We start from the raw sequence: 12020 nt of genomic DNA on the forward strand, positions 1-12020 counted from the left end.
CGAGTGAGCGACGGTAGCTTCTACCGCTCTATGCTCTGGCTCGTGCCGCTCCGCCCTCAGGCGATCCGCTCTGGCCGCTCCCCGGCGTCGGCGGCGATCGCGCTGTCGGGAGCCATCGCCTCCCAGGGGAAGACGAACCAATCCTTGGTCACGGCGCGGTCGATCACGCGTGCGGCATAGTCGATGCGCTGCGCCGAGCCGACATTGTCGATCAGCGTGGCAAAGCGAACGCTGCCCTGCGCGGCGCCGGCACGCGCGAGCATGGCACGCAGATGACCGATGGTGCGGCCCGAGTCGTTGATGTCGTCGACGAACAGCAGCGGTTCGCCCGCGCGGGTCCGCGCCGCCAGCCGCTCGATTGCCCCGGCCGCGAGCGCCTCGGACTGCGACGAATAGTCCACCGCCAGCATCGGCAACCCGGTCGTATGGCTGAGGTAGACGGCGGGAATCAGCCCGCCGCGGCCGATGCCGATCAGATGCGCGGGCGCCCAGTCGGAGGCGGCGAGCGACCCGGCGAGCGCGCGGACGGCGGCGACAAGCTCGGCGTGGGTGATGGCGGTGTAGATCGGCATCGCGGGCGTGTAGCGCCGATGGCGCGCGCGGGCGAGGGAGACGCGACGCCCCTACCTGTTGGACCGCCCCGGCGAACGCCGGGCCGAGTTGGGAAGACTTTTCATGAGCGCCACTGAGGTCCCCCAACTGGACCCGGTGTACGCCGGGGTGGCAGCTCTCTGGTAAGGCGCCCCGCTCACCGCCGCAGCAATCCTCCCAGCATTCCGCGCACCACCGACCCCAATAGCCCACCCGACGCACCGCGCCGCCCGCTGCCGAGCACCGCCTTGGTCACCTCGTTCGCCACGGTCCGCCCCAGCGCCGAGGAGGCTGAGCGCGTTGCCGAGGTCATCGCGCGGTTCCACGGGTCGTTGGCGCGCTCACGCTCGTCGTTACGCTGGCTGCGCTCCGCCTCGCGCTGCGCTGCGACCCGCTCGCGCGCTTGCCGCGCCTCCTCCTTCGCCTGAAGCGCAGCCGCCTTGCTCGCCTCGTCCTGCGCGGTCGCGGCGGCGCGGGCGGCGACGGCCTCCTGCGTCTTGGCGGCGAGCAGCTCCTCCGCCGACTCGCGGTTGACCAACGCGTCGTAGCGGTCGCCAACCGCGTCGGTGGCGAGCAGCACCTTGCGCTCCTCGGGCGTCACCGGCCCGACCCGGCTCGCGGGCGGTCGCACCAAGGTGCGCTCGACCGGGCTGGGCGAGCCGTCGGTCTGGAGCAACGACACCAACGCCTCGCCGGTCTTGAGCTCGGTGATCGCCGCCGCGACATCGAGCCCGGGGTTGGCGCGGAAGGTCTGCGCCGCCGCCTGCACCGCCTTCTGGTCGCGCGGGGTGAAGGCGTTGAGCTTGTGCTGCACGCGATTGCCGAGCTGGCCCGCGACCTTGTCGGGAATGTCGATCGGGTTCTGCGTGATGAAATAGACGCCGACGCCCTTGGAGCGGATCAGCCGCACCACCTGTTCGATCTTGTCGAGCAGCGCGTCGGGCGCGTCGTCGAACAGCAGATGCGCCTCGTCGAAGAAGAAGCACAATTTGGGTTTGTCGAGGTCGCCCACCTCGGGCAGCTGCTCGAACAATTCGCTCAGAAGCCACAGCAGGAAGGTGGAGTAGAGCCGCGGCGCCGCCATCAGCTTGTCGGCGGCGAGGACGTTGACGAGGCCCTGGCCCTGGTCGTCATGGCCGAGCAGATCGTTCAGCTCGAGCGCTGGCTCGCCGAAGAAGTGGGTCGCGCCCTGGCTGCGCAGCTGGAGCAGCGAGCGCTGGATCGCGCCGACCGACTGTTTGGAGACATTGCCCCATTTCGCCGTCAGCTCCTGCGCGCGCTCGGCGCAATGCGCCAGCACCGCCTGGAGATCGTCGAGGTCGAGCAGCAGCAGATGCTCCTCGTCGGCGAGCTGGAAGGCGATCGTCAACACGCCCTCCTGCACCTCGTTGAGCCCCATCAGCCGCGCGAGCAGCAGCGGCCCCATCTCGCTCACCGTGGTGCGCACAGGGTGGCCCTGCTCGCCGAACAAGTCCCAGAACTGTACCGGGCAGGGGGCATAGGACCAGTCGGTCAGCCCGATCTCGGCGGCGCGCGCGGCGAAGGCGGCGTGGGTCTTGGCGGTCGCGGCGCCGGGCATGGCGAGGCCGGAGAGGTCGCCCTTCACGTCGGCGACGAAGCAGGCGACGCCGGCGCGCGAGAAGCCCTCGACGATGCCCTGGAGCGTGACGGTCTTGCCGGTGCCAGTCGCGCCCGCGATCAGCCCGTGGCGGTTAGCGCGCGCGAGCTGGAGCCATTGCGGGTGCGCCCCGCCCGTGTTCGCGCCGATGAAGATGCCGTCCACCAAGGTCGTCGCTCCTGCCGCTGGTCTCGCTGTCGTATGTCATAGGAGGCGGCGCGGGCGGCGTCACGGGGGGAGGCGAGCGGCGGCGCTGCTTGGCCGTGGGCGACCGTGCCGACTTGGTCGGATCGCACACCAGAGGCCATCGACTCGCAGTCCGCCCGGTTCCATGCTTAATTCGTCATCCCCGCGGGGGCGGGGATCCAGATACGCTGACGTTAGCGATGGAGCCGAGAGGTCGGCGCCTCTGGTCTCGCGCCTTCGCGGGAATCACGGAAGGGGGCGCGGCGATGCCGGAAGCGGTGCACTGAAGCGACGCTCGTGACGAAAAGGGCCTCGGCAACTGCGTCCGCGATCAGCGCGTGTTGGCGATACGAGGCGCTCGTGCCGCCCCGCCATTCTCAACCGCCGACACGAGAAAGGCCGCCGCACCCCTCGGCGCGGCGGCCCATACGCCCTGCCGGTCGGTCCCGGCCTTACTTGATCTTCACGGCAACGAAGCCACCGACCTGGCGTCCGCGGGTGACGTTGAGCAGCACCTGGGGCCGCCCCGCCGCCTTCGCCGCCGCCACGATCCGTGCCACCTCGGCAGCGCTGCGCACCGGCTGCGAGTTGACCGAGGAGATCACGTCACCGCGGCGCAGCTTCTGCGCCGCGTCGCTCGACGGATCGGTCGCCGCGACCACCACACCCTGGACGGTCGAATCGACCCCGAGCGAGCGCGCGATCTGCGGCGTCAGCGGCTGCACCGTGATGCCGAGCGAGCTCGACGCGGGCGCGGCCTGTTCGCTGTCGTCGCCGCCGCCGAAGCTGTCGTCGTCGTCGCCGCTACCGCCGGTCAGCGCCGCCATCTGATCCTCGGACGGACGCGTGCCGACGGTGGCGTTGAGCGACTGGCGCTTGCCGTCGCGGATCACGTCGAGCTTGATCGTCGAGCCCGGCGCGGCGTTGGCGACGAGATAGGAGAGCGTCTTCTCCGGCGTTACCGCCTGGCCGTTGATCGCGGTCACGACGTCACCCGCGCGCAGCCCCGCCTTCGCACCGGGGCCGGCCGGCTCGACGCGCCCGACGATCTCGCCCGAGTCCTTCGGCAGGCCGAGCGCCGACGCCATGTCGGCGTTGACCGCCTGGATGCTGACGCCGAGGTAGCCGCGCTTGATCGGCTGGCCCTTGACCAGCGTGTCGATGATCGGCTTGGCTTCGGTCGTCGGGATGGCGAAGCCGATGCCGATGTTGCCGCCCGACTGCGAATAGATCTGGCTGTTGATGCCGATCACCTCGCCGTTCAGGTTGAACATCGGACCGCCGGAATTGCCCTGGTTGATCGCGGCATCGGTCTGGATGAACGTGTCGAACGGACCGCCGCCGGTCGCGCGATGCACCGCCGAGACGATGCCCGCGGTCACGGTGCCGCCCAGGCCGAACGGCTGGCCGATCGCCACCACCCAGTCGCCGACGCGCGCGCGGCTCGAATCGCCCAAGCGAACGAACGGAAGCGGGGTAGGCGAGGTGATCTTGAGCACCGCGAGATCGCTGGTCGGATCGCGGCCGACCAGCTTGGCGGTATATTCCTTGCGGTCCTGCAAGGTCACCGTGATCGACTCGACCGTGGCGCCGCGCGATGCCGGGGCGATCACGTGGTTGTTGGTCACGACATAGCCGTCGGCCGAGATCAGGAAGCCCGAACCTAGCGAGGTGCCCTCGCGCGTCACCGGCGCACCGCCGCCGCCGCCGCCGCCGCCGAACTGGCCGAACAGGTCGCCGAACGGCGTGCCCGCGAACGGATTGGCCGACTGCTGGACGGTCACCTTTTGCGTGGTGGAAATGTTGACCACCGCCGGCTGCAACTTCGCCACCAGATCGGCGAAGCTCATCGGCGCGCCGGCGCGCGGAGCGGAGGCGCTGATCGCACCGGGCTCGTTCTGCGCGACCTGGGCGGTGGCGGGGTTCTGCAGCGTCAGCGACGCGGCGGTGCCGCCGAGGAGAAGGGCGCCGGTGAGGGCGTAGGCGTAACGCACTTTCTTCATGTCCTCTGAATCACCCTGTCGAATAAAGCGGGAACGCCACGTCCTGTGCCGAACAAGCGATGAACGTCGATTGAATATGAACGCGCGACATCGCCGCGAGTTCTATCGCCCCCCCTCGAACTCGCGCAGATAGCCGTTGTTCGGACTCATGATGATGTTGGTGCTGCCTTCCGGCGCCTGACCGCCGTCCGCACCGAAGGTGTGGCGGTAGCTCTGCATCGCGCGGTAGAAATCGTAGAAATCGGCGTCCTTGCTGAAGGCGTCGGCGTAGATCCGCGCCGCCTGGGCGTCGGCCTCCGCGCGGACGATCTGCGCCTGCTTCTGGCCCTGCGCGCGGATCGTGTTGGCCTCCTGCTGGCGCGCCGTGCGCATCCGCTGGAGCGCGCTCTCGAGCGGGCTGCCGTCGGGCAGATCGGCGTGCTTGATGCGCACGTCGACGATCTCGGCGCCATACTGCTTGGCCGAGCGGCCGAGCGACTCCTGAATCTCGTCCATCACCCGCCCGCGCTCGGGGCTGAGCAAGGTCGCGAACGGCACCTTGCCCAATTCGTTGCGCAGCGCGGTGCCGAGCAGCGGGCGGAGCTGATCGGCGACCCGCTCCTCGGTGTTGGAGGTGCTGCCCGTCGACGTCACCGCGCGCAGCGGATCGACGATGCGGAAGCGCGCGAAGGCGTCGACGTTGAGCCGAAGCTGGTCGGTCGAGAGCACCAAAGTGTTGTCGAGATCGGCGTCGAGCACGCGCTTGTCGACCCAGACGATCTTGTCGACGAACGGGATGCGCGCGATCACGCCGGCGCCGGTGCGGCCGATCGACTGGCCCGGCTGCCATTGGTTGATCAAGCGCACCGGGTTGTTGAGGCGAAGCACGACCGCCTGCTGCGTCTCGGGCACGATCGCGAAGGTCGCCGCGGCGACGATCACCAGCGCCAGCGCGAGCAGGCCGGCGGCAACGGGGTTGCGGAGCCAGACGGGCATCAGCGTGCCCCCCCGCTGCCCGGCTGCGCCGGCGCAGGGCCGGTTGCGGTGCCGGAGGCGGTCGCGCCCGGCTCCTGCAGACGGCGGCCGCGGTCGAGCGGCAGGTACGGGGTCACGCCCGGGGTCTCGACGATCGTCTTGTCGGTCTTGGCCAGCACGGCCTCCATGGTCTCGTAATACATGCGGCGGCGGGTCACCTCAGGGGCGAGGCGATATTGCGCGTACACCTGGTCGAACGCCGAGGCCTCGCCCTGCGCGCGCGCGACCACCTGCTGCGAGTAGGAGCGCGCATTGTTGAGGTTGCCCACCGCCTCCTGCTGCGCCGCCGTCACCGCGTTGAAGTCGTCGGCGAGCTGCGATGGGGGCGCCGCCTGCTTGATCGACACGCCCTGGACCTGCACGCCCGCCTGATAGCTGGTAAGTATCTGCTGCATCGTCTCGGCGACGCGCACCTCGATCTCGGTCCGCCCCGCGCCGATCGCCTGGTTGAGCGTGGTGGTGGCGAGCACCGAGCGCATCGCGCTCTCCGCGGTGGCGCGCACCGTCTCCTGCGGGTCCTTGATCTCGAACACGTAATTGCGCGCGTCGGAGACGCGCCAGCGTACCGTATAGGCGAGATCGATGATGTTCTGGTCGCCGGTCAGCACCGTCTCGCCGCCGTCACGCGGGAACTCGTCGGTGCGGACCTGCTCGACGTCCACCTTGGTGACGTTGACGATCGGCGCGGGCAAGGTGACGCGGATGCCCGGCTCGAGCATCCCTGAGTAACGACCGAAATACGTGACCACGCCGCGCTGCTGCGGCCCGATCTGGTGGATCGAGGTGAGCACCAGCCAGATCGCCACCAGCACCGCGACGCCGAGCAGCCACAGCATCCGCGCGTTGGCGCCGAGCGGCAGTTGCGGCCCGCCGCCGCCCTCGCCTCCGCCGCCGCCGCCGCCGCCGCGCGCGCGGCGGATGAATTCGTCGAGCGCGGTCGGCTTGGCGCCGCTGCGCTTGGCGCCGGGCGGGACCGACCAGGGATTGCGCGGACCGACATTGTCGTCGTTCCCCCAGGGTCCGTTGCTCTGTGTGGCGAGGGGGATGGGGCGCCGAAGCCAGCGTCGCGAGATGATCATCCCGCCTTTATAAGTGCGGATCGGCCGAAAAACAGTGGCAAGCCGCGACACGAGGCGTAACGGATCATGTCCATGGACGAGAATGAGCTTAGGCAGGCGGTCCGCGCGGTCGCGGGCGAGCGCGCGACGGTGCGCCTCGAGGGGCAGCGGATCGGCGTCGTGATCGACGCCAGCGGGCTCGAGGCGCCCGCACGCGACGCGCTGGAGGCAGCGGTGCGGATGGCGGCGGCGCGGCCCGGCTATGACGTGCGCACCGTCGTCACCGCCGAGCGCGCGCAGCGCCGGCTGATCGCGGTGGCGAGCGGCAAGGGCGGAGTCGGCAAGTCGACGCTCTCGGCCAATCTTGCGATCGCGCTGGCGCGTGCCGGGCGGCGCACGGGGCTGGTCGATGCCGACATTTACGGCCCGTCGCAGCCGCGGCTGATGGCGGTGGAGGGCACCCGGCCCGAGGCGCGCGACAAGGTGCTGCTGCCGGTGGCGACGCCTTATGGCGTGCCGCTGCTATCGATGGGGCAATTGGTCGAGCCCGGCCGCGCGATCGCGTGGCGCGGGCCGATGACCGCGGGCGCGCTTGGGCAACTGATCGACGCCAACTGGGGCGTGGCCGACACACTCGTGGTCGACCTGCCGCCGGGGACGGGCGACGTCCAGCTCACCATGGTGCAGAAGCACCGCCCCGCCGGCGCGGTGATCGTTTCCACGCCGCAGGACCTCGCGCTGATCGACGCGCGGCGCGCGATCGACCTGTTCCAGAAGGCGGGCGTGCCGATCATCGGGCTGGTCGAGAACATGGCCGGCTATGCCTGCCCGCATTGCGGCGAGGTGTCCGACCCGTTCGGCCGTGGAGGCGCCGAGGCCGCGGCGCGCGAGGCGGGAATCGCCTTCCTCGGGCGCGTGCCGCTCGACCTGTCGATCCGAATCGCGTCCGACGCGGGCGAGCCCCCGGCGGCGCGCGACGACGATCGGATTTTCGCGCCGATCGCGGCGCAGGTGGCGGAGTGGCTGGAGGCGAACTGAGATGGGCTCCTGCGCACGCAGGAGCGCAGCGCCGGCGCGGCGCCCGCTGCCGTGAATTCCTGCGTGCACAGGAACACGGTGGCGACAAAGGCAACCGACGCGCTGGACCTTCGTTCGTCTCGGCAGGTGCTACGAGCGCCGGGACGAGGAGAGCGCCGATGCCGCTGACCGCCGACGACGACATCCGCACGCTGCTCGAGGAGACCCGGACGATTGCGCTGGTCGGCGCGTCGGACCGGCCCGACCGCCCCTCTAACGGCGTTATGAAGACGCTCCAGGCGCACGGCTATCGCGTAATCCCGGTAAACCCGCAGCTCACCGGCGAGCATATTCACGGCGAGTTCGTCTTCCGCGAGCTTGCGCAGCTCGGCGATCCGATCGACATGGTCGACATCTTCCGCCGCTCCTCCGCCGCGGGCGAGATCGTCGACCAGGCGATCGCGATCGGCGCGAAGTCGGTGTGGCTCCAGCTCGGCGTGATCGATCAGGCGGCGGCGGCGCGGGCCGAGGCCGCCGGGCTCAAGGTGGTGATGGACCGTTGTCCCGCCATCGACCTGCCGCGGCTTGGCGTGGCGCGGCTGGGTGGGCGCGCCGCGGAGGACTAGGCCGATCGCGCTACGCCCCCGCCGCCTCAGCCATGTGCCCGCATCGCGCGGGGGAGCCATCCCACCGAGGCGCTAGGCGCCGCGGATTTGATGGGAGAAGCGCCCCCCGAACGGGCGAGATCGACCTTCCATTGGTATGTCCTGCGGCGTGCGAGGCACGTCGGCCGTCGGCGAATGGCCATGCCGCGCACGCCGCCTCTCGCTGCGCATCATCGCCTCTGTTACGACCCGTGGCACGATAGGGAGGGTTCATGTCCACATTGTTTCGGCGCAAGCCGATCGCGATCGATCATCGCGGCGGCACCGTGCTCGCGCGCACCTTGTCCTGGCCGCACCTCGTCGCGCTTGGCGTCGGCGCGATTGTTGGCACCGGCATCCTGACGCTGATCGGCGTCGGCGCCGAGCGCGCCGGGCCCGCGGTAATCCTGTCGTTCGTGATCGCCGGCGCGATCTGCGCCTGCGCCGCGCTGGCCTATGCCGAGATGGCGACGATGATACCCGCGTCAGGCAGCGCCTATACCTACAGCTATGTCGTGCTGGGCGAGGTGATCGCCTGGGTGATCGGCTGGTCGCTCATCCTCGAATATTCTTTGGTGGTGTCGACCGTGGCGGTGGGCTGGTCGGGCTATGCCTCGGCGCTGCTCACTCCGCTCGGCTTCTCCGTCGGGCTGACACAGGGGCCGGCGCTGGGCGGCGTCGTCAACCTGCCCGCCGTGTTCATCATCGCCGTCGTGGCGGCGCTGCTGTCGCTCGGCACCAAGGAGAGCGCGACGCTCAACGCGGTGCTGGTCGGGATCAAGCTGATCGCGCTGACGGTGTTCGTCGCGGTGGCGGTGCCGCATTTCGACGCCGCCCATCTCGAACCCTTCATGCCCTACGGCTTCGCCAAGTCGGTGGGCGCGGACGGCGGCGAGCGCGGCGTGATGGCGGCGGCGGCGATCATCTTCTTCGCCTTCTACGGCTTCGACGCCATCTCGACCGCGGCGGAGGAGACCAAGGACCCGGGCCGCGACCTGTCGATCGGCATCGTCGGGTCGATGCTGGCGTGCGTGGTGATCTACATGGGCGTGGCCGTCGCGGCGGTGGGCGCGCTCCACTTCACGCGCTTCGCCGATTCGCCCGAGCCGCTCGCGCTGATCCTGCGCGGCATCGGCCGGCCCGGCTTCGCCACCTTTCTCGCTGCCAGCGCGGTGATCGCGCTGCCGACGGTGCTGCTCGGGTTCCTGTTCGGGCAGAGCCGCATCTTCTTCGTGATGGCGCGCGACGGGCTGCTGCCGCAGGCGCTCGCCAAGGTGTCGAAGCGGGGAACGCCGGTACGGATCACGATGCTGACCGCGGTGCTGGTCGCGGTGATCGCGGGAGTGATGCCGATCGACGCCATCGCCGCGCTCGCCAACGCCGGAACGCTCGCGGCGTTCGTCGCGGTATGCGTGTGCATGCTGGTCATGCGGCGGCGCGCGCCCGACGCGGAGCGGCGTTTCCGCACGCCGGCCGCACCGCTGGTGGGCGCGATCGGGGTGCTGGGCTGCGCCTATCTGTTCTTCAGCCTGCCGCAGCGCACGCAGCTCTACTTCCTACTCTGGAACCTGCTCGGGCTGGCGGTCTATCTGCTGTGGGGGCGGCACCGCGCGGCGATCGCGGCAGCGGCGTAGATTTGTTCACGCGAAGACGCGACGACGCGAAGAAGGGGGAGAAGCGGAGGCTTCTTACCACTGCTGTTCCCCGGCGAAGGCCGGGGCCCAGTTGGGGAACGCTGGCGAAACACACTGCCGCTCCCCCGACTGCGCCCCGGCCTTCGCCGGGGCACTACACGCTGATCTCGTCGCGAGCAGCTCCCATGTCCCTCGGGATACTTGGGGCCCTGGCGTGAGTTGTCTCTCACATCCCGGCAGCGCCCGCGCTGCCCTGCAACTTGGTTGCCTCGGCGATGTGGCGCTTGACGATCGGCACCGCGGCCTTGGCCGAGGCTTTGAGCGGCGCCTTGTCGCCGCCCGACGCATAGCTCTGGTGCAGATCCAGCGCCGCCTGGTGCGCGGGCAGTTGCTTGCCGAGGTACAGCCGGTCGATGTCGGCGGGCGAGGCGGCCTGCAACTCGTTGATCGAGGCGGTCGCGCCCGGGTCGAGCGCGGGTGGCGGCGGGTTCAGCCCCGCCTTGTGCGCCGCCTTCACCGTCGCCGCGGTGGTCTTCTGATGATGGTCGATCATCATCTGCGCGAATTTCTTCACGCCTGCGTTCTGCGACTTCTGCAAGACGACCTGGCTCGAGTTGATCTCGTACAGGTCGCTCTTGCCCGCGGCGGCGACATAAGCGTCGGCGGTGGTCTTCGCCTCGGCCGGGGGCGGCGGCGGCGGGGTCTGCGCGCCGGCGATCGCCGGCGCAACGAACAGGGCGGCGCCGAGCAGCAGGCGGGTGGTGGCCATCATCATCGTCTCTCCCAGGTCAAGCTTCCGCGAGAGCGGCGCGCGCTCGGCAAAGTTCCGTTGTCAATCAGTAAGTTGCTTTCGATTAGCCAGTTCGGTCGCGGGTCTCGGGCATGGCCAGCGCGTAGAGCGCCAGCCCGCCGCCGGCGATCGCCGCGAGCGTCAGGAAGGTCGGCGCATAGCCCGCGCCGACGATGATCGTCCCCGCCAGTGTCGCGCTCAGCGCCGCGCCGAGCCCCTGCGCGGTCGCCACCGCGCCCTGCGCGACGTTGAAGCGCCCGCTGCCGCGCGTCAGGTCGGCGATGACGATTGGGAAGAGCGCGCCGAAGATTCCCGCGCCGACGCCGTCGAGCGCCTGCACCGCCACCAGCCACCACGGGTCGCGCGACACGGTGTACAGCGCGCCACGCGCCGCCAGCACCGCGAACGCTGCCAGGAACAGCGGCTTGCGCCCCCAGGCATCGGCCTTGCGCCCGACCAGCAGCGCCATCGGCACCATCACCAGCTGCGCCGCGACGATGCAGGCGGCGGTGAGCGAGGTCGCCTGGTCCTTGCCCACGGTGCGCGCGAGCAACTGGCTCACCGAGGTCAGCATGGCGGCGTTGGCGAGATGGAACAGGAACGCGAGCGCGGCGAACAGCAGCAGCGCCTTCTGCTCGAGCAGCACGCGCCAGCCGGGCGCAGCCTCGCACTCGGCGGCCGTGTCATCGGGCGCGCAGTCGAGTCCGCGCGCGACCTCGTCGTCGATTTGGCGCGAGTCGATCCGCAGCGCGGCGAAGACGCTCGCCACCGTCAGCCCCGCCATCAGGTAAAAGACGACCACCGGCCCGAAGCGCCACGCCAGCACCCCCGCCAGCGCGGCCGAGACCGCATTGCCGGCATGGTTGAACGCCTCGTTGCGTCCGACCCGTGCGGAAAAGGCGCGCGCGCCGAACAGCCCCAAGGTGATCGCCGCGATCGCCGGCGCGAACAGCGCGCCGGCCGCGGCGGCGAGCGACTGGGTCACCACAACCGGCGCGAAGCCGTGGACGAACGGCAGCGACACGCTGCCGAGCGTCACCACCAGCGCGGCGACGATGACGATCGCGGGCTTGCGCGTCGAGCGGTCGATCAGCCAGCCCGCCGGGGTTTGCGCGAGCAGGCCGACGATGCCGGCGATGGTGAGCACCAGCCCGGCGGTGGCCTCGTTCCACCCGTGCGTCGGCCCGCGCACCGCGACGAGATAGATGGCAAGATACGGGCCGAGGCCGTCGCGTACGTCGGCGAGGAAGAAGTTGAGCGCATCGAGTGCGCGCCCGGGCGGGTGCGACGGTGCGGCGGGCGGGGCGGAACGGACGGCGGCGAGCGTGGCCATGCGATGCGGGCTCCGCGGGAGGGTTCGCGGGCAACGTTCGTTTACGAGGCACGATCCGACGGGTCGCGGGCTTGCGCTAGGTTAGGAGAGGGAAGTGATTGAGAAGGCGGGGCAAGTATTTTTGCGAACAGA

At 70.2% G+C, this 12020-nt stretch carries 10 protein-coding genes; 3 read left to right on the forward strand and 7 right to left on the reverse strand.

Annotated features, from left to right (window positions below):
- Nucleotides 1–56: 56 nt before the first annotated feature.
- From QBJ89_RS00375 to hflK, 5 genes are all read right to left on the reverse strand, one after another.
- The gene (locus tag QBJ89_RS00375) at nt 57–572 is read right to left on the reverse strand and encodes a phosphoribosyltransferase (RefSeq protein ID WP_277978567.1); all 516 of its coding nucleotides are present in this window, start codon (nt 570–572) and stop codon (nt 57–59) included.
- Nucleotides 573–748: 176 nt separating this feature from the next.
- The gene (locus QBJ89_RS00380; RefSeq protein WP_277978568.1) at nt 749–2377 is read right to left on the reverse strand and encodes a helicase HerA-like domain-containing protein; all 1629 of its coding nucleotides are present in this window, start codon (nt 2375–2377) and stop codon (nt 749–751) included.
- Nucleotides 2378–2847: 470 nt separating this feature from the next.
- Complete coding sequence (locus QBJ89_RS00385; protein WP_277978852.1) at nt 2848–4389, reverse strand: Do family serine endopeptidase; 1542 nt, start codon at nt 4387–4389, stop codon at nt 2848–2850.
- 111 nt (nt 4390–4500) lie between these two features.
- The gene (gene hflC / locus QBJ89_RS00390) at nt 4501–5373 is read right to left on the reverse strand and encodes a protease modulator HflC (protein WP_277978569.1); all 873 of its coding nucleotides are present in this window, start codon (nt 5371–5373) and stop codon (nt 4501–4503) included.
- Complete coding sequence (hflK, locus tag QBJ89_RS00395) at nt 5373–6491, reverse strand: protease modulator HflK (protein ID WP_277978570.1); 1119 nt, start codon at nt 6489–6491, stop codon at nt 5373–5375. The genes hflC and hflK overlap by 1 nt, the downstream gene beginning before the upstream one ends.
- A gap of 66 nt (nt 6492–6557) precedes the next feature.
- Here hflK and QBJ89_RS00400 point away from each other — a divergent pair, with 66 nt between their 5' ends.
- The 3 genes from QBJ89_RS00400 to QBJ89_RS00410 all read left to right on the forward strand — a co-directional run bounded on the left by QBJ89_RS00400 (nt 6558) and on the right by QBJ89_RS00410 (nt 9765).
- A complete protein-coding gene (locus QBJ89_RS00400) occupies nt 6558–7508 on the forward strand; it encodes a P-loop NTPase (RefSeq protein WP_431522486.1) in 951 nt (316 codons plus the stop codon).
- A 158-nt stretch (nt 7509–7666) separates the two neighbouring features.
- Nucleotides 7667–8113: a CoA-binding protein gene (locus tag QBJ89_RS00405; RefSeq protein WP_277978572.1), complete on the forward strand. Its 447-nt coding sequence runs from the start codon at nt 7667–7669 to the stop codon at nt 8111–8113.
- 251 nt (nt 8114–8364) lie between these two features.
- The gene (locus QBJ89_RS00410; RefSeq protein WP_277978573.1) at nt 8365–9765 is read left to right on the forward strand and encodes an amino acid permease; all 1401 of its coding nucleotides are present in this window, start codon (nt 8365–8367) and stop codon (nt 9763–9765) included.
- 226 nt (nt 9766–9991) lie between these two features.
- Here QBJ89_RS00410 and QBJ89_RS00415 read toward each other — a convergent pair whose 3' ends face one another.
- Nucleotides 9992–10540, reverse strand: a complete 549-nt coding sequence (locus QBJ89_RS00415; protein WP_277978574.1) for a DUF4142 domain-containing protein — start codon at nt 10538–10540, stop codon at nt 9992–9994.
- Between the two features lie 79 nt (nt 10541–10619).
- Nucleotides 10620–11888: an MFS transporter gene (locus QBJ89_RS00420; RefSeq protein WP_277978575.1), complete on the reverse strand. Its 1269-nt coding sequence runs from the start codon at nt 11886–11888 to the stop codon at nt 10620–10622.
- Between the last annotated feature and the right edge of the window lie 132 nt (nt 11889–12020).

The sequence above is a fragment of the Sphingomonas phyllosphaerae genome (genome assembly GCF_029623345.1).
Lineage (GTDB): Bacteria > Pseudomonadota > Alphaproteobacteria > Sphingomonadales > Sphingomonadaceae > Sphingomonas > Sphingomonas phyllosphaerae_C.

What these genes read in the sequence shown, in the direction of transcription:
- QBJ89_RS00375 (WP_277978567.1), bottom strand. Translation starts at nt 572, where the DNA reads ATGCCGATCTACACCGCCATCACCCACGCCGAGCTTGTCGCCGCCGTC.
- hflC (WP_277978569.1), bottom strand. Translation starts at nt 5,373, where the DNA reads ATGCCCGTCTGGCTCCGCAACCCCGTTGCCGCCGGCCTGCTCGCGCTG.
- hflK (WP_277978570.1), bottom strand. Translation starts at nt 6,491, where the DNA reads ATGATCATCTCGCGACGCTGGCTTCGGCGCCCCATCCCCCTCGCCACA.
- QBJ89_RS00400 (WP_431522486.1), top strand. Translation starts at nt 6,558, where the DNA reads ATGTCCATGGACGAGAATGAGCTTAGGCAGGCGGTCCGCGCGGTCGCG.
- QBJ89_RS00405 (WP_277978572.1), top strand. Translation starts at nt 7,667, where the DNA reads ATGCCGCTGACCGCCGACGACGACATCCGCACGCTGCTCGAGGAGACC.
- QBJ89_RS00410 (WP_277978573.1), top strand. Translation starts at nt 8,365, where the DNA reads ATGTCCACATTGTTTCGGCGCAAGCCGATCGCGATCGATCATCGCGGC.
- QBJ89_RS00415 (WP_277978574.1), bottom strand. Translation starts at nt 10,540, where the DNA reads ATGATGATGGCCACCACCCGCCTGCTGCTCGGCGCCGCCCTGTTCGTT.
- QBJ89_RS00420 (WP_277978575.1), bottom strand. Translation starts at nt 11,888, where the DNA reads ATGGCCACGCTCGCCGCCGTCCGTTCCGCCCCGCCCGCCGCACCGTCG.